At 52.1% G+C, this 17708-nt stretch carries 16 protein-coding genes; 3 read left to right on the top strand and 13 right to left on the bottom strand.

Annotated features, from left to right (window positions below; all coding sequences use genetic code 11):
* Nucleotides 1–58: 58 nt before the first annotated feature.
* The 6 genes from GSF01_RS15725 to GSF01_RS15700 form a co-directional block, all read right to left on the bottom strand.
* Nucleotides 59–1414, bottom strand: a complete 1356-nt coding sequence (locus tag GSF01_RS15725) for an ABC transporter substrate-binding protein (protein ID WP_159885632.1) — start codon at nt 1412–1414, stop codon at nt 59–61.
* 30 nt (nt 1415–1444) lie between these two features.
* The gene (locus GSF01_RS15720; RefSeq protein WP_159885630.1) at nt 1445–2476 is read right to left on the bottom strand and encodes a DctP family TRAP transporter solute-binding subunit; all 1032 of its coding nucleotides are present in this window, start codon (nt 2474–2476) and stop codon (nt 1445–1447) included.
* A gap of 90 nt (nt 2477–2566) precedes the next feature.
* The gene (locus tag GSF01_RS15715; protein WP_159885628.1) at nt 2567–4105 is read right to left on the bottom strand and encodes a response regulator; all 1539 of its coding nucleotides are present in this window, start codon (nt 4103–4105) and stop codon (nt 2567–2569) included.
* Nucleotides 4099–5580: a sensor histidine kinase gene (locus GSF01_RS15710; RefSeq protein WP_159885626.1), complete on the bottom strand. Its 1482-nt coding sequence runs from the start codon at nt 5578–5580 to the stop codon at nt 4099–4101. Before GSF01_RS15710 ends, GSF01_RS15715 begins: the two co-directional genes overlap by 7 nt.
* A gap of 256 nt (nt 5581–5836) precedes the next feature.
* Complete coding sequence (locus tag GSF01_RS15705; RefSeq protein ID WP_201305409.1) at nt 5837–6664, bottom strand: TrmH family RNA methyltransferase; 828 nt, start codon at nt 6662–6664, stop codon at nt 5837–5839.
* A gap of 21 nt (nt 6665–6685) precedes the next feature.
* On the bottom strand, nt 6686–7345 hold the full coding sequence (locus GSF01_RS15700) for a potassium channel family protein (RefSeq protein WP_159885624.1): 660 nt from the start codon (nt 7343–7345) through the stop codon (nt 6686–6688).
* Nucleotides 7346–7522: 177 nt separating this feature from the next.
* On the opposite strand from GSF01_RS15700, the gene sspI reads away from it, so the two are divergent.
* On the top strand, nt 7523–7726 hold the full coding sequence (gene sspI / locus GSF01_RS15695) for a small acid-soluble spore protein SspI (RefSeq protein ID WP_159885622.1): 204 nt from the start codon (nt 7523–7525) through the stop codon (nt 7724–7726).
* Between the two features lie 130 nt (nt 7727–7856).
* On the opposite strand, the gene GSF01_RS15690 is transcribed toward sspI, so the two are convergent.
* From GSF01_RS15690 to GSF01_RS15665, 6 genes are all read right to left on the bottom strand, one after another.
* Complete coding sequence (locus GSF01_RS15690; protein WP_159885620.1) at nt 7857–8921, bottom strand: LacI family DNA-binding transcriptional regulator; 1065 nt, start codon at nt 8919–8921, stop codon at nt 7857–7859.
* A 192-nt stretch (nt 8922–9113) separates the two neighbouring features.
* Complete coding sequence (locus GSF01_RS15685; RefSeq protein WP_159885618.1) at nt 9114–9881, bottom strand: YheC/YheD family protein; 768 nt, start codon at nt 9879–9881, stop codon at nt 9114–9116.
* A 316-nt stretch (nt 9882–10197) separates the two neighbouring features.
* Nucleotides 10198–11781, bottom strand: coding sequence for a peptide chain release factor 3 (locus tag GSF01_RS15680; RefSeq protein WP_159885616.1), 1584 nt, complete (start codon nt 11779–11781; stop codon nt 10198–10200).
* A gap of 34 nt (nt 11782–11815) precedes the next feature.
* Nucleotides 11816–12880, bottom strand: a complete 1065-nt coding sequence (locus GSF01_RS15675) for a metallophosphoesterase family protein (protein ID WP_159885614.1) — start codon at nt 12878–12880, stop codon at nt 11816–11818.
* A gap of 243 nt (nt 12881–13123) precedes the next feature.
* On the bottom strand, nt 13124–14653 hold the full coding sequence (zwf, locus tag GSF01_RS15670) for a glucose-6-phosphate dehydrogenase (RefSeq protein WP_159885612.1): 1530 nt from the start codon (nt 14651–14653) through the stop codon (nt 13124–13126).
* 94 nt (nt 14654–14747) lie between these two features.
* Complete coding sequence (locus tag GSF01_RS15665) at nt 14748–15515, bottom strand: YwmB family TATA-box binding protein (RefSeq protein ID WP_159885610.1); 768 nt, start codon at nt 15513–15515, stop codon at nt 14748–14750.
* 190 nt (nt 15516–15705) lie between these two features.
* Here GSF01_RS15665 and GSF01_RS15660 point away from each other — a divergent pair, with 190 nt between their 5' ends.
* Complete coding sequence (locus tag GSF01_RS15660; RefSeq protein ID WP_159885608.1) at nt 15706–16074, top strand: hypothetical protein; 369 nt, start codon at nt 15706–15708, stop codon at nt 16072–16074.
* 67 nt (nt 16075–16141) lie between these two features.
* Here GSF01_RS15660 and GSF01_RS15655 read toward each other — a convergent pair whose 3' ends face one another.
* A complete protein-coding gene (locus GSF01_RS15655; RefSeq protein ID WP_159885606.1) occupies nt 16142–16606 on the bottom strand; it encodes a GNAT family N-acetyltransferase in 465 nt (154 codons plus the stop codon).
* Nucleotides 16607–16973: 367 nt separating this feature from the next.
* Here GSF01_RS15655 and GSF01_RS15650 point away from each other — a divergent pair, with 367 nt between their 5' ends.
* The gene (locus tag GSF01_RS15650) at nt 16974–17654 is read left to right on the top strand and encodes a hypothetical protein (protein ID WP_159885604.1); all 681 of its coding nucleotides are present in this window, start codon (nt 16974–16976) and stop codon (nt 17652–17654) included.
* Nucleotides 17655–17708 lie beyond the last annotated feature (54 nt).

Here is a 17708-nt window from a genome sequence, read left to right as displayed (position 1 = left end):
TGTTAATGAACACAGGGGGCTAAACCTACCTCCACTGTGTTCATTAACAGGCTTACTCTTACTTTTTGCTCTTAGCCGCTTCCTCTTGCACTTTTTCCATTGCTTCTTTCGGAGACATTTTACCCGCCAGCATGCTTTGCAAATTTTTGAAGAGTGCGGTTTCAATCTCTGCGTTTTCCAAGCTTCTGAAGCCGATTGTATTTTCCTTGCTGATCTTCGCGATGGCATCCAAAGCGTCTTGCTCTGATTTATTCTTCAGTACACTTTTATCGTAGCCTGCCACACTTGCCAAAGAAGGCATTTCAGCCAGGCTGACGGCTTGCATGTTCTGATACTCGCCAGAGCTCATGAATTTAACAAACTCCCATGCGGCCTCTTTTTTCTTGGAGAATTTCGTAATGCTCAAATTATAATTCACGTCACCCTGAACATTCGGTTTATCTCCTACGCTAGGCGGCAAAGGGAAGTACCCGAACTTGCGGTCTGCAATCTTATATTTTTCACGGTCTGTCCAAGTGTACACGCCCCAGTTGCCGATCAAGATCATTGGAACCGCTTTCTTGTTATAGAAGAGTTCATTTTGAACATCAGGATTCAACTTGTTAGCTAAAAACCCGGGCTGGAATATGTTGTCGTCCACATATTTCTTCATCAGTTCGGCAGCTTTAACCAGATCGGGGTCTGTAAAAGGAATCTTTCCCGCATCGGCATCATAAATCTTGTTCGGCGCAATTTGGTTGGCCAGGTTTACGTACAGCGCACGAACCTGCGGTCCCCATTCGTTTCCTCCAAATCCAAGATTAGGCATAACCCCGGGAAGCTTGGCTTCTTCGATCTTCTTCAGTGTTTGCCTCAATTCCTCATAAGTCGCCGGAAGCTTCGTAATTCCCGCTTTCTCAAACATATCCGCATCGTACATAACAAGAGGAACGGAAACTAAGCCGATCGGCATCCCCGGTATGCCCGGTGCAGATTTCATTCGAGCCACAGCACTATCCTTAAACATTTTCGCCCAGTCAGTTCCCCATTCTTTCGTAACATACGGTTCAAGCGGTTCGATTTGGTTAATCATAGAGTTCATGAACGCTCCGAATTGGGTTGCAATAACATCCGGTCCTTCGCTTGTTGCCATAGCCAGCTTAAGCTTTTGATCATAATCCGTTTTGTTCTCATAGGTAACCGGTTTTATCGTTATATCCGGGTTTGCCTTTTCAAAAGCTTCCTTCAGCTTCGGCCATTCATTACTTTTAGGCAGCCATGACCAAACCTCAATTTCCACTTTCTTTCCCTGCGAAGCATCTTTAGCCTCTTTGTTATCCTTTCCTGCCGGAGAAGACGTGTCGCTAGCACAGCCGCTCAATGCGGTAGTTGCCAAAATCGTCAATGTTAATAGTGTAGAAAACGATTTTTTCAAAAAGTACTCCACCTTTCTAAACTTATCGTGTTATTTGATTTTCTGAATTTTCTCAATTAAGTGCTCGAATCCGTTTCCATATTTCAAATAAAGCGATTTCACCGAGTCGCGCCATTCATCCGGATCTTCAACTTCAAAAAATTGGACCCCTTCCGCTTCAAGCTCCCTTTTCAGCTTCGCATCCTGATCCTTTGAAATCTGCTTAAAATACTCGGCGCTTGCCGCAAATGATTCTTGAATTAGACGCCGCTGGTCTAGATCAAAATTTTTCCATGTCATCTCAGAAAACAAAATGATGCTCGGGTCAGCGATATGCTGGTTAATTGTGTAATATTTCGCAACATAATAGTATTTACCGCTGTGATAGCCTTTCATTGGATTCTCGCCGCCATCAACTTCGCCTGTTTTCAAAGCAGCATAAAAATCGCTAAAATCGGTGGCCATGGGGACAGCCCCGAAGGCTTTTACCATGTCGCTGTAAATTTGTCCGGTCGGAACCCGCAGCTTTAATCCCTGAATGTCACTTAAACGGGTAACCTTCTTATCTCGAAAAAAGAAGTTCCGTGGGCTTGTCACATAATACCCGATCCCAACCATTTTATTGCCGGAGGTCTGAATGTTATTAAGGAACGCATCTCCAATTTCTCCCTCTAATACTTTCCAGGCATGATCAGCATTCCTGAATAAATAGGGCAGGGAAAATACATTAAGCTGACCGACGCCTGCATCTGCCAAATAGGAAGCTTGTGTCCTGGTCACATCGATAGCCCCCGTCTGCAGCAACTTAATGACCTCTTGGTGATCACCTAACTCACGGTTCGGATATACCTTCATTTCAATCTTGCCGTTGCTCTTTTCCCTCAGAATCCTCGCGAACTCTTTATCTGCCAAAGTAATCGGATCCAAGTCCGTATTAATTTCAGCAAATCGAATGACAATTTTCGGTTCCGAGGAAGGATTAGACGGATTGACAGCGGATTCATGAGTCTGCATACAACCAGTCATCATTATAAGACTTAAGGAAAAGAGCAGTATTTTTCTAACCATCACCCTTTCAATCATGTGTCAACCCCCCCTGCGTAATTGGTTGCATTTTTATGGTAGCATGCAATGAAAAAAAGAAGCAGAGAAAAAGTTGTTCTGCTTCTAGAATTATTTGTCCTTTTGCGAGATAAATTGCGTCGGGGACAAACCGGTATATTTTTTAAAGGCCTTGCTGAAATAATTCGGATCATTATAGCCAACCTCCAACGTTACTTCCTTCACACTTTTGTTGAAGCTCTTCATTAAAAACATTGCTTTTTCCATACGAATCTGAATCAAATATTCTTTAAAATTGATGCCAGCCATTTTTTTAAAGTACTTGCTGAAGTAGAAAGAACTAAGTCCGATCCGCCTCGATATTTGCTCCAAGCTGATCTCCTCGGCAAAATGTTCCTCGAGGTATGCCTTAACTGAATTCATTAAATCATCCCTGCTCGATTTTTTTTGCTCGCTGACTGCTTCGATCAAACCAGGAAGCAAGCCTTGCATATACAAAGCTATTTCCTGAATTCCACTTAACTGTTCCAAGCGTGACCGAATATCCTCGAGCGGAAAGTTAGGGAACGACCCAAAATGCTGCTGCACGCTGCGGTGGATTTGTGTACATAATTGGATAACATCATTACCTATAAAATTCCTGCGTTCTGTTGCAAGCCACTCCAGGAGTTCCCTTAAAATCGCCAATGAACCTTTATAATCCTCCTGCAGAATATAGACACACAACTGCTCCTCTTTCGCATATGGATAGCTCTCTACAGTCGTTTTCGAGACCTGGGAGTGATGCCGCAGGTTGTGATCGGCATTTTCCATCGCTTCACTGTACGCTTGAGTCATGTGTTCTATCGACTGGTATACTTGACTCTTTCCAATGAAGCTTTCCGATCCCGTCTTTTCTTGAATAATCGTTTTTACTTCTTGCAAAGTCTTAGCAAAGGGTCTTGATATAATGACCTCAGGCAGCTGCTTATCAAATAAAACCATAACGATATTGCTCCCCAGCATGGTGGCAATCGTTGTTGTGACGTGATAGGATAATTTGTTTTTTATGTTACGAATGAGCCGAATATCCTCCTGAGTATGATCCTGGCCCATAATCAATAACGAATAGGATTGAAAATCAAGCTGCAGCCATTCCAAATAGTCGTTTAAGTGGGTCGTGGCAGCGACAGAAGGATAGAGAGCTTCAAAAATGAGCTCCTTTTCCATGAGGTACTTCCAATGGTCAAATCTTTTATTCATCGATTGCTGCTTCTCTGAAGTTATCTTACGTTCACGAATACGTTCAACCATACGGTCAATGGCTTCATACAGGCTCTGGTTGGAAATCGGTTTGAGCAGATAGTTGTTTGCACCGATAAGTATGGCTCTCTTCGCATAGTCAAAATGGCTGTATGCCGTTAAAATAATAATTTCCGTTTCCGGCAATAGGTTTCTAATCATTTCTGCTGCGGATAAACCGTCCATCTCCGGCATTTGGATATCCATCATAATCATATCAGGTTTCAGCCGCAGAGCCTGCTCAAGCATTTCCTTTCCGGTAGACGCTTCATACACAATACTAATATTGGACGAATACTGCTGCTCAATAAGGTACCTTAAAGCCTCTCTTTCAATAAGCTCATCCTCAGCCATTAGCAGGGTTAACATACGACCATCCTCGCATTCTTTGGAATTGAGATCATCACGTTGGTTCCGCACCCGAGTGTACTCGAGACGGATAACAGATCGTCCCTCTCAAAGTATAGTTGTAACCGCTGTCGCACGTTATGAAGACCTATGCTTTTGCCATTCTTTTCGTGAATTCCATTAAAGAGCCTAGCGATTTGTTCCTCAGGCATTCCTGCTCCGTTATCCGTAATCTCTATGCGTATATGATCTTCGTCTTCATTAAGAAAAATGTATATTTTCCCATCCTTTAGCACATTTTTCATACCATGCACAATAGCGTTCTCTACGACCGGCTGAAGAATCATCGGAGGAATCAATGCGTCAAGTGATTTGGATGTCGAGTGCAACTGAAAGCTCATGCGGTCCCCAAACCGAACTTGTTGAATCAATATATAGGAGTTAAGTATCTGAATCTCCTCGCTTAATGGTACCGGGTTCGCTTGGTTGTCCAGATTATAGCGTAAAATGGCCGAGATCGATTGGATCAGCTCAATGGCGGTTTGCGTTTTTTGAAGCATAGCCTTTCGTGAAATAATATTTAATGTATTAAACAAAAAATGCGGATTCATCTGCATCTGTAAAGAGAGCAGCTGAGTTTCTTTGAGTAGACGGTCTTTTTCCAAGTTTATCAATCTTTCGCTGTTGAGTTCGCTTTCAATTCTAACTTTTTCCTGCAGTTCGATTATGTACAATCTCATATTATTCTTCATTTTATTAAATGCCTCGACTACCGTATTTAACTCCATATACTTGCCGATTTTTAAGTCGGGGGTATGAAATTGGGCATCCATCGACAGCAATTTAGCCGATTTGGATAGCATCAGAATCGTATCGAATAGTCCCTTGGACAGCATAACAGCCGCTCCTATGGAAAGAAGACTAAAACAGACAATGATGAGATATACCATTTTCTCCATCTGCCTTGCTTTTTCAAGCATAAAGACGTATTGCCCGCTGCTGTAATCCAAATATGAGATTGTAAGCCACTGGGCTTGCTGATTCATCTGGACATATAAATTGCGAAGATACGTGATATCGGAATAATTCGGATTTTGCAGTATTTGCTTGACCATAGCTTTTTGCTGTTCCAACATATTGGATAAGGTTCGGTAATAGATTAAATTATTATCACTTTCGCCGATTTCATTACGTATGGGAAGCAATATAGTATCAATTTCCAAATTGGCCTGCTCGTAATTATGTAGTGCTTCCTCGCTTTTTTCCATTAGAAGCGCTTCAAAATTTTTGGATGATTTATTTATAAAAATCGGCAACCTACTTAAATCGGAATAATTTCGAATAAAATGATTGTATTCCGTCGCAATTACGCTCTGCCTGTAAAATGAAATGATAAAGCCGACGGTCATCATGGCAATAATCATGATAAATATAGCTAACATTCTAGCTTTGATCGATCGAGAAAAAAAGAAATACTCATTACGTCGAAGTCTCACATAGTCGCCCCCTGTAAATGGATGCTGCCACCCAAGTTAGACGGATCTGGCCAGCAACTGCCCGTCCTACAGATATTATACTGAATATTGATGAAAGAGGTAGAGAAGTAGGTCAAATAGCCCACACCTTGTTACAGGATGTGGACTTAGCTCTACTTAAGCTCACAAAAAATAACCCGATAAATCAAGTTTTTTGACTCATCGGGCTACTTTTAAGATGAAAAATCTACGATCCAATCAGTAACAAGCTGAATGATTAAATCCCCCGCTGCCGCGCGGCCTCAAATAGCATCACCGTCGCCGCCATCGCGGCATTGAGCGACTCCGCGCGTCCTTGCATCGGAATCAGCACATGACGCTCGACGAGCTCGCTAACCGCTTCGGATACGCCTTGCCCTTCATTCCCGATCACGATCCAGGTGGCGGGGCGCAAGTCGCACTCATACATCGGAACCGCGCCCTGCAGGCTCGTTCCGACAACCTGGATGCCCGCTTCCGCGGCCTGAGGCAAGCATTCCGTCAGATCGGCCGCTACGATCGGCAGATGGAAAAGCGAGCCCATCGTGGAGCGGACCGTTTTCGGATTGTACAGATCGACAGTCCCCTTGCCCAGCACGATGCCGGAGGCCCCGACCGCATCTGCGCTGCGGATGATCGTCCCCAGGTTGCCTGGGTCCTGCATGCCGTCGATCGCGATGACCAGAGCAGGGGGCTCCCCTGCCTTTACCTGCATCAGATCGGACAGCCGCCACGGCAGCTTCGGTACGACGGCAAATACCGGCTGAGGCGTAAGGGTGTCCGTACACTTGGCGAGCACCGACTCGGCTACGGCTACACATTCGATGCCTGCTGCTTTCGCTTTAGCCAGCAAGGAAGCACAGACGGACTTCCGGTCCTCGGCATACACGACAACCTCTGGCGGGATTAGCTCCGACTCGAGCGCCTCCTCGACCAGATGCAGGCCTTCGATGAGGAAGCGCCCCGATTTATCTCGACCTTTGCGGCTTTGCAGCTCCGCCCACTGCTTGACGCGCGGATTTTGCGCGGAGCTGATAACTTCCGGCTGTTTATTAAGTTCCCTCAATGAATGTCCCTCTATTCTTTACTATTCCGCGAAGGTTTTTTCGAAATGCTGCAGGTCTTCATTTTTCCCCACAATGACCAGGACGTCGCTCTCCCGGATCAAATCCTCGGCGTTCGGAGCGATATTCATCTGCTCTCCGGTCTTAATCCCCATCACATTGCAGCCGTACTTGGCGCGAATATCCAGCTGTCTCAGGTTACGGCCAATCATCTGCCGGGAAGCCATGATTTCCACAATGCTATAATCCTCGGACAGCTCGATATGGTCGATAATATTGGAGGAAATCAGGTGATGCGCCACCCTCTGTCCCATATCGCGCTCGGGATAGATCACTTTATCGGCGCCCACTTTGCGCAGCACCTTGCCGTGCAGCTCGTTTTGCGCCTTGACGATGACCTTCGGAACGCCAATTTCCTTGACGATAATGGTCGTAAGAATGCTGGCCTGGATATCCTGTCCGATCGCGACGACCACCACGTCGAAGTTACGGAGCCCGAGTGCACGGATCGCTTCCTCATCGGTCGAGTCGGCCTGAACCACATGCGTGACGATATTAGCCGCTTCGTGGATCCGCTCTTCGCTGCTGTCGATAGCCAGCACCTCGAAGCCGAGGTTGGATAAGGTTTTGGCTACACTGAACCCGAATCGCCCCATCCCGATAACGGCAAACTGCTTTTTCATGCGTTCTCCCCCTTATACGTGGATCTTGAACAACCCGAAGTCTCTAGCTTTATTATAAAGAAAAGATCGAAGCGAAGTCCACTGAAGGAACCGACCGGGCGGCAAGCATGATTGGACGTCAAACGGAGCATAGTATAGAAGGACTACCATGATGAAAACCGAAAGGCGGAACCTCCCATGAATCTGAATCTAAGACAAGCCATCGTACAACGAATGCATGATAAAAACAATGACGAGCTGCTGGACATCGTTCAAGACTCCATCGACGGGGAGGAACGTGTACTCCCGGGTCTCGGCGTTCTGTTTGAAATTATTTGGAAAAACAGCGCGGCCGATCAGCAATCCCAAATGATTACGACTCTGAAAGAGCATTTGGATTAATATTTCGCCTCAACACAAACCTGGGCGTACTGGACTTATTTTCCGGCGCCCTCTACTTTGATCAGGCGGCGGGGCGGGTCCCACGAGCAAACATCTGCTGCGCCTGCTCTCGCCGCCCTTTCGCTGCCCCTTACACCGACTGCCTGATGACGAGCCTTGTCTCCAGCACATCGTGCCTGGAATCCATATCTGCCCCCATCTGCGCTTCCGCCCCGCTATGAAGCCTCTCCAGCACCCGTTTGGCCGCCAAGCGTCCCATCTCAAAGAATGGCACGGCAACCGTAGTCAAAGGCGGGTCCGTTACCCGTGCCGCCTCCGAATCGTCATAGCCGATGATCGAATAATCTGCCCCGGGCTTGTAGCCTTGCTCCCGCAGTCCTTGGATCAGCCCGATAGCCATCCGGTCATTGGACGCGAACACCGCATCCAGCAAGCCCTCCCCGAGACAAGCCCCCAGCCCTGGGGCGGCGATCATTCCGCTCTTCCGGCTGTAATTCCCTTCGTAGTACCAACCTTCCGGCATATCGCGAGGTTCGGTCACCTCCGGCCCGAGCAGCCCCGCTTCCTTCATCGCACGCTTATAGCCCTCCCAGCGGTCCCCGCTGTTGGAATACTCGGGAGAGCCGTTGAGGAAGGCAATGCTGCGCTTTCCGTGTCCGATCAAATAACGCACCGCTTTATAGCTGCCCTGCACATGATCCGCATCCACCTGCTGGAACGCCTCTCCCGGATAATGCTGATTCACCAGGCAGTACGGGTAGCCGAGCTCGTGCAGCATGCGCAGCTCCGCCCTTTCCTCGGGCGTATCGGTAGCGCCAAGGATGACGCAGCCATCCACCTTATGGGAACGGAAAAAACCGCTGTAATCGCTGCCCTCGCCCGGGGAACGAAACATCAGCAGCATGTCGTAACCGGAATTTCTGGCCTGCTCTCCGATCCCGCTTAAGACCTCCGCAAAATAATATGTAGAAAATATATGAACCTTAGGCACATAAGGAAGCACCACGCCGATATTGCCGCTGCGCCTTCTTGCAAAGTTCTGCGCGATCGCATTCGGATGATAGTTCAGCTCGGCTGCCGCCTTCAGCACCTTCTGCTTCGTAGCCTCTTTCATCGGTCCTACGCCATTGAATACCCGGGATACGGTAGCCTCGGATACTCCGGCCATGGCCGCCACCTCTTTACGGGTTACCATAAGTCTCACCCCCAGCGCGTCGCTTCCTAAATAAGCGCGCGCTCAATTATCTCCTGCACCGGCCTGCGCTGTCAATACGGCTGCATGTCCGATACGCCTTTATGCGCCGCAGGGAACAATCCAGGCTGCTGCTTCAAGCGCCGGAAACGCAACCGAACCGGGCGGCAGCAGCCATAGTGCCATATGCGCCTTTTACAGCCGGCCATAAGCCTTCGCATAGCGGTATATCCGGCCATAGATGGATTTATCCTTCAATTTGCGGAAAATAAAGGGATCAGGGCATGTATTGACCTCCAGAATCCAGGGGCACAGCTTGTTGTCCATCGCCACATCAAGACCGATCTCTTTGATTCCAGGATAGCGTCTGTGCAGCTGCTTCGCCACCGACAAGCCCAGGGAGCGCAGATCTCTCACGGCCTTCTCCTTTTCCCGAGGTCCCGCATGGGGCGCCAGCAAGGAGCCGACAGGCCTCAGCTTGCCGCCGTTATGCACATTGGTCACCGCTTTGCCAGGTGCGGCCACGCGGCCGATCACACCGGTTGTTTCCCAGCGCCTAGCTGGAGATTGCTGAACCATAACCCGCAGGTCGAAGCGCCTGCCTTTATACTTCAGCAGATGAATCCCTTTTTGGGCTAAATAGTTCCGGTGCCGGGTCAGCCTGGACAAGGCTTGATACAGCTCGTCATAGGAAGAGAAGGAGCGAATGTTCGTGCCGGCGTGATAGGAGTAGGAGGCTTTCCCCTCCTCTCCGTGCTGTTCGACGCGGATAACGCCGATTCCATAAGTCCCGCTATTCGGCTTCACATAGACCATGCCGTACGTACGGAGCATCTCTTGCAGCGATCCCTTGGTCAGCCGCCGGGTATCGGGAACATGCCTTGCTGTCGACGGGTTGGCCAGCAGCGCCTTCGTTTTCGCCCACTTGCTGGTTATATGTCTGCTGTAGGTTCGCTTTCTCATGTCAACCACCTTTCCTAATACCGGAGGGCATGATTCGCCGGCGGTACAAAGGGCCTTCTTCCTCGCTTGCAAGCTGGCCCGTATGCGATCGCGGCTCCGCTCCCCAGGCCGAATGTCGCTAAGCGAATAGCTATCCTCATCGCCCTTACTAACGTATGCCGCGATATCCTTGCCGGCAAGGGATACATGCCCAACCGTATCGCATCCCCCCTCTAGCTCTCCTCTAGCCCCCCTCGCCTTTATAGCCTTCCACGCAAAAAGCCTTCGCCGCCCGCCAAGTAAACGGACCTGCGAAGGCAGGTGCAGGAACGGCCCCTTAGGGCGCCGTCTCCAGAAAGGTCAAATTCGGATTTTTCTCCATAGCGGTCCGCAGCGCGTATTCATTCTCGAACAGCGCCACAAAGTTGTCTTTCTTATCCTTCACGAGCTGAGAGTTGATGCGGAACTTGCCCGTGTCGATGTCCTCTCCTACAAGCCAGCGCGCGAACTGGTAAGTCATGCGCGACAACTGCACGTCGACGCCGTACTCCGCTTTCATCCGATGCTCAAATACCTCGAACTGCAGCTGTCCGACTACGCCCAGTATCAAATCCTCGAAGCCGATCGTCTTGAATACCTGGATCGTACCCTCCTCGGTCAGCTGATCGACGCCCTTCTGGAATTGCTTGTGCTTCAAAGCGTTCTTGACCGTCACCTTGGAAAACAGCTCCGGGGAGAAGGTCGGCAGCTCGTCGAACTCCAGGCCGTTAACCTGGCTGAGGGTATCTCCGATCCGGAAGATTCCGGGGTCGAACAACCCGATGATATCGCCCGGATACGCATCCTCCACGATATCCCGGTCCTGGGCCAGAAACTGCTGCGGCTGGGCCAGCTTGATATCCTTGCCGACGCGTACATGCTTGACGCTCATGCCGCGCTCGAACTTGCCGGAGCAGATGCGCAGGAAGGCGATCCGGTCGCGGTGCGCCGGGTTCATGTTGGCCTGAATTTTGAATATATATCCCGAGAACTTCTCGCTGAGCGGATCGATCTCGCCCTCGTTGCTGCGGCGCGATGTCGGCGTCGGGGCCAGCTGCAGGAAATTTTCCAGGAACGTCTGCACCCCGAAGTTATTGATCGCGCTGCCGAAGAATACCGGTGTCAGCTCGCCTGTACGTACCTTATCCATGTCGAACTCGTCCCCAGCCACATCCAGCAGCTCCAGATCCTGCACCAGCTGGTCGTAGAAGAACTCGCCGGCAATCTCTTTCACCACCGGGTCGTCATAGCCGCTGACCGGCTGAACCTCGATCTCCTTATGATCGTCGCCCTGGAACAGCTCGACCTGGGTCAGCTTCCGGTCATATACCCCTCGGAACTGCTTACCTGAGCCGATCGGCCAATTCATCGGGTAAGAGCGGATGCCGAGTAAGTTCTCCAACTCCTCCAGCAGCTCGAACGGATTGCGTCCCTCCCGGTCCATCTTGTTGATAAACGTAAAGATAGGAATCCCCCGCTTGCGGCATACCTGGAACAGCTTCTTCGTCTGCACCTCGACCCCTTTGGCCGAGTCGATCAGCATCACGGCGCTGTCAGCGGCCGTCAAGGTGCGGTAAGTATCCTCACTAAAGTCCTGGTGACCTGGCGTATCCAGAATATTGACACGATGCCCTTCATAATCGAACTGCATCACGGACGAGGTTACGGAAATGCCCCGCTGCTTTTCGATTTCCATCCAGTCGCTAGTCGCGTGGCGGTTTGCTTTACGTCCCTTGACCGTTCCGGCCAAACGAATCGCGCCTCCGAACAGCAGCAGCTTCTCGGTTAACGTGGTTTTCCCCGCGTCCGGGTGAGAGATGATGGCGAACGTGCGTCGCTTGCCAACCTCTCCCGCTAAAGTCTCGCGATTTCCGGTACTCATGTAGATTCTTGTTCCTTCCTTGACATGTAATGGATTAGCTCAGGGGTACCGTCCAGTCAGCCTCGCTCAGCCACTTACGGGCTATGAACTCCCGTCCGCGCAGCGTTACTCGGTCGGCATATACCTGTACGTACATGCCCTGTGCCTTGTCTTGGGCCACCGTCTCATACTTCCGGTTCATCACGCGTCCGACGGACGAGTTATGAAAGTAATGGAAGCTTTCTTTCACATAATGCTCGATTGTGCCTTGGAAATCCTGATGGGAGTGTCCGCAAAACACGAACACGTTCTTATGGGGCTTTAGAATCTGGCGAAAGCGGATCGCCGGGATCACCTGATGGGTCCTGCCGTCCCTTCCTGCTGGCGGCAGCGGCTGATGCGTCATGATGAACACTGGCTTATCGTCCGGGCGGGCCGCCAGTCTCTCCTCCAGCCACGTAAGCTGCTCCTCGGAATACCAGGCCCCTTCGCCCACATCGGGCTTCTCCTGGACATAGGTCTCCTGGGACAGCAGGATCAGATGATGATCCTTCACGCGAGCATCGTGATAAGGCTTCGACAGTCCGAAAAATTGCTGAAACCGCTCGCGCGACTGCCAATCCGTTTTCCCATTAGGCATCGTATCCTGCTTGAACCTGCCCTGCTTGTCGATCCAAATATCGTAATAGTCATGGTTGCCCATATTGGCGAATACAGGCGGCAGCTCGTAACCGTTCATCAGATTGCGCAATTCCTTATAATCCTTATCCCGTCCGTATTCCGTCAAATCCCCCGTGAACAACAGCGCCTCGACCGGGGTTTGGAATTCGCTCATATCCTCGAATGCGGACTTTACCCGCCGGATCGTATCCGGATCGTCGCGGGAAATGTGCAGATCGCTCAGAATCAGAAACGAAAATAAAGGAGTATCTGCCTGCGTCGCTCCCTGAGGCCCGGTTTCCGGACTTGGCTTCTGGCTAGCCAGCCCTCCCGGCTCCAAGCCTTTGGCGGCTTCCTGGGTGCTTATCGATTTCTCAAGCAGCTTCACCAGTCCATACAATGCAGCCCCGATCCATATCAACAACCAAACCAGCCAACCCAGAAACTTGCGTCTGGACACGTAAGCTCCCCCTTGCTCCCTAACACTTACTCTTCATCATATCATAACTGGGGAAGCGAAAAAAAGAGACGGTTTCAGGCAGATTGCCCTTCACCGTCTCTTTATGCACGGATAAGCCCCCTTGGCGAAATCGCCCCTTCGAGGCTATCCGTATCGTCTTCGCAGCTGCTCCCTGCGGAGGCTTCCTCTTTGGCTTCCCGACGAAAGCCCGCAGGCTTACGGCCGAGCGCCTTGCTTAGCCGCCTAGCGCTGCGTGAACTCCCAAGCGACCTCGCCTTCGTCCTGTCCGTTGACCGGCCACCAGCGGAAGCCGTCTTCCTCGATCAGGCGCTGCGCCCGCTCCGGTCCCCAGGTTCCAGCCGGATACGTTTGCAGGTCGTCAGCGTTCTCGGCTTTCTCAGCCCATGCCGCAGCGATCTGATCGACGTACTTCCAGGCTAAGGCTACTTCATCCCAGCGGGTGAAGTAAGTAGAGTCCCCGCGCGCTGCATCATGCAGCAGCCGCTCGTATGCTTCCGGCGTATTCAGACCGACCTGGCAGCTTTGGCAGAAATCCATCGCGACCGGCACGATCGTTCCCTCCGAGCCCGGCTGCTTCGCATTCATTTTGAAATAAATGCCCTCCATCGGGTTCACACGGAAGACGAGCAGGTTCGGCTCTAGCTTGTGCTTCCTGGCCAGGTACACATTGTTCGGTACGTTTTTGAATTCAACGACGACCTCGGTCGTCTTGACCGGAAGCCGTTTGCCTGTCCGAATATAGAACGGCACCCCCGCCCAGCGGAAGTTATCGACGAACACGCGCGCCGAGAAGTATGTCTCGGTGTTGGATAGAGGGTTTACTTTATCCTCCTGCCGGTACCCGGGAACCTCGCGTCCCTTCATCAGACCGGCCGAATATTGGCCCCGGACCGTGTTTTCCAGCACATCCTCCGTCGACTCGAAGCCGCGCAGGCTGCGCAGCACCTTGACCTTCTCGTCCCGGATGCTCTCCGGATGCATGCGGCTCGGAGCCTCCATCGCCATGATGGCGAGCATCTGCAGCATATGGTTCTGCGTCATATCGCGCAGCGCCCCGGAGCGGTCGTAATAACCGCCGCGTTCCTCCACCCCGACCGTTTCGCTCAGGGTGATCTGGATATTCGCTATGTATTTATTGTTCCACAACGGCTCGAAGAACGCATTGGCGAACCGAACCACATTGATATTCTGAACCATTTCTTTTCCAAGGTAGTGGTCGATCCGATAAATATCCTTCTCCTCGAACACATGACGAATCTCCGCGTTCAGCTTCTCGGCCGATTTCAGATCGTAGCCGAACGGCTTCTCGATGACAAGCCTGTGCCAGCCCGTCGTCTCCAGCAATCCGCCTTCCTTGAGATTATGCGACACGCTGCCGAACAGCTCGGGCGAGAGCGCCAGGTAAGAAAGCCGATTGCCTCCGATGTCGAATTTCGCATCCAGCTTGTCGGTTAGGCTGCTGAGCTCGCGGAAGCCTTCCACATTGTTGATGTCCAGCGACATGTATTCGAAATGCTGGGCGAAGGTATCCCACTGCTCGTCCTTGGTCACGTTGTACCGCGCAAACTCTTTAATGGACTCCAGTACATCCGCGCGGAATTCCTCATTCGTGCGGGGACGGCGCGCCAACCCGATTACGGCGAACTTATCGCCAAGCTTACGCTCCCGGTACAGGCTGTAAAAAGCTGGGAAAAGCTTGCGCCTGGCTAAGTCACCTGTGGCTCCGAAAATTAAAAATACGGCATTCGTCATGGTTTCCCTCATTCTTTCTTATATGGTTTGGGATATTGGTTAAGTACCGACTATCCTGCTGTTCCCTCTAGCATACCCAAAATGAAAACGACTTTCAATACTCAGTCGTAATGACAGGCGTGCCAAGCGTCAATCTCCAGCTCTCATCCTGCGTATGAACGTGCAAAGCAGCCTGCAGATGCACCTTCTCGCCGCCGCTGAGGACGTACCCGTTCAGCGCCTCGGAGCGGTAGGATCGGCTGATCGTGCCGGTATCCCGATAGCGCTCAACCTCGCGGGCAGCGAGCTTCCCGAGAGACCTCTCCAGCGCCGCTACGGCTTCGCTCTCTGTGCGTTCCTTCAGTCCGCCCTGCACGATCACGTTCCAGGCTGCCTCCCACGGAACGGCAGCCAGCGCCGTATCGACGCTCTGCTGCAGCTTCACCGCGCGTTCCGCATCGCCTGCCGCGAGCTGTTCGCATTCGATCCGTACGATGACATAGGAAGCTTCCTCTTGCAGCGCCGTCAACAGCAGAGTTTGCTTGCAGCCTTCCGCTTCGCTCTCCTGGCGGTAGACCGCCTGCCCCGGCAGGCCCGTCAGCGACGAGGCCGGCTCCATGCCGAGCTGCCCGCTCCAGGACCGGCCCATCTCCAGCAGCTCCGCTTCATCGGCGGCAGGAGGAACCGCGCCGCTCTTCTTGAGCGTCAGCCGGACGGTCGCCGTCTGTCCAAGTGCAAGTCCTGCAGCCTGAAGCAGCAGCCGCGTATCTTCGTAGGCTGCGGCTTTTGCAGACCTCGGCCAAGCTTTCGCCTGCGCCTGCAGCATGACCATATAGCCGATCAAGAGAATGAACATCAATCCGAATGCCCGCCTTGGATTCATCGCGTATCCCGTCCTTTGCCCTGTCTTCCGAGTCTATCAATCTATCACTCAGTATGACCCGGATCGCTAGAGCTTATACCTCCAAAATAGGCGGCGGCCTCCGGGCCATACGCCTAGAGCATACGGGCCATAGCCGCATAAGCTGACAGTGTAGGCAGCAAACCATTGGATGCGAAAGGTGGATTCGAGCATGAAGCGGATTTATCCGATCACGGAAGAAGAGTGCAAGCCGCATTGCGGGAAGCCGGTTCTGATCTTGATGCAGGACGGCACGGAAATTTATGGTACGCTGTCCCGCGTAGAGGGAGGCAAGTTATATCTGGGCGAGGAGGAAGGCGGCGAATCAGCGGCGGAAGCCCGGGCCACAGCCCGATCCAAGGCCAAAAAGCTGTCTGCCCGCACAGGCAAGAAAGGGAAGGCCCGGGTGTCCGGGGCAAAAGGCGGTTTGAACACCTTGGCCTATCCGTACGGCCCGACTCCCGCCTCCCCCTTCTTTCCGGGCGGAGGCCGGTTGATTCTGGATCTGGCGCTCATAGCGCTGCTGTTTGTCCTTATTTGACGACCGGTTTCGGTACAACGGGACAAAGCCACCGGACACATGACGCAAGGCGTGCCGATGGCTTTGTCTAGAAGATGCCGTCTACCTGCGGAACCAGCTGCTTGCTCAGCAAGTAACATCTAATATTTGGATCATAGTACACGGGCGAATAACCCAGCTTGTGATAGAATCGCCGGGCCCGCTCATTGGACTCATCCACCCATAACACCACCTCGGGCAGCTTCAGCAGAAGCGCCTTTCGCTCGGCATACCGCATCAGCCGCTTGCCTAATCCTTGTCCCTGATACTTGGGGCGGACGGCCAGCAGCTCGACGGTAAGCCGTTCGCGGCCCGCGCGCAGCGAGATGAAGCCAGCGGCCTGTCGGCCTGCCGTCAGCTCGACAAAGGTGGTGCAGCCCCGGAGACGCTTGCGCAGCTCTGGGCGTGTTACCTGAAGACCAGGGATCGACTCCCGGGCAAAAGGAAGGAGTTCCTTCTCGACAAGTTCAAAAATCACGCGGTCATCGCGCTTAGGAACGCGTTTGCGGAGCATCGCCATCCCGCCTTTCAGACGCCCGGAACCGGGCAAGCCGGCCTCCGAGCTTTTCCTTCAGCGTATGTGGCGATCCGAGAAAACGTTAATAGAAAAGCCCTTTATTTCTTATACTTTTTGCCGACGAACGATAAAAATGCAACACAAACGACGAGCACCGCCACAATCACGATGATATGCAATCCTTCCATACGTACGCGAGCTCCTTTGCTTTAGTGCTACTGACAAGTAATATTTCATAGTAAATTATACAGTCTGGCGATGTCAAGAACAGACCCATGGGGTGATGCGTTTACGTCTGCTTCTTTGCGGGTTATAATGGAAGAAAGCGATTCCCAGAAAATCCACAATGAGCGGAGGGATGACGATGATCGCACCGGTCGGCAGCTTATTCCGTACGTATGAAACCCATGCCCAGTGGGCGGCCTTCGATAAGGCGCAGCAAGCCAGGAGCAGCCCTGTCTCACGCATCACAAGGGCGATCTTCCCGGATTCGACAATGGCCGGCTTCCGATTTGACCGCTTCGCTAAGCAAACGGCCGCCGGTCTCGCGAGCGTCGAAGCGAAGGCCGGGCAAGCCAAGCGAGCAGCCGAGTCTATACGGACCGGCATACTGAGCGGACCCGAAGCGTCGGCGAAGGCCGCCGAGCAGCTTGCCCGAGGCTACAATGAGGTCATAACCGCCCTGGGCGATACGGGCACTATGCTTCGTTCCGCCGCCCGCCGATTTTCTTCGAAGCTGCCGTTCGAGCAGCTGAAGGAGCTCGGCCTGGAGCGTCAGCCCGACGATACTCTTGTGCTGAACGCAGCAAGACTGGCAGAGCGAGCGGCCAAGCAGCCCGCGGAGACGGCACAGGCTCTGTCAGGCTTCGCCGACCGCTTGGCGGAAGCAGCCGGGACGCTGATGGCTATGCCGCCTTCCCGTCTGCTTGACCCTCATAATGGCTCCCTGCGCGCGATGAGCAGCTATGCCGTCAGTCCGGGCAGCAGGCTTAGCACCTATTTGCCCGTTCCACTGGTCGGCACCTTGCTTGACGCCTATATGTGACAACCTATCTATACTAAGCAGTAAGAAGCCCAACAGGCGGCCGTCATGCGCGAG

It is taken from the genome of Paenibacillus puerhi (assembly GCF_009846885.1).
GTDB lineage: Bacteria > Bacillota > Bacilli > Paenibacillales > NBRC-103111 > Paenibacillus_G > Paenibacillus_G puerhi.
The sequence above is the reverse complement of the archived record's forward strand: the minus strand, read 5'-3'. Positions and strand labels throughout refer to the sequence as shown.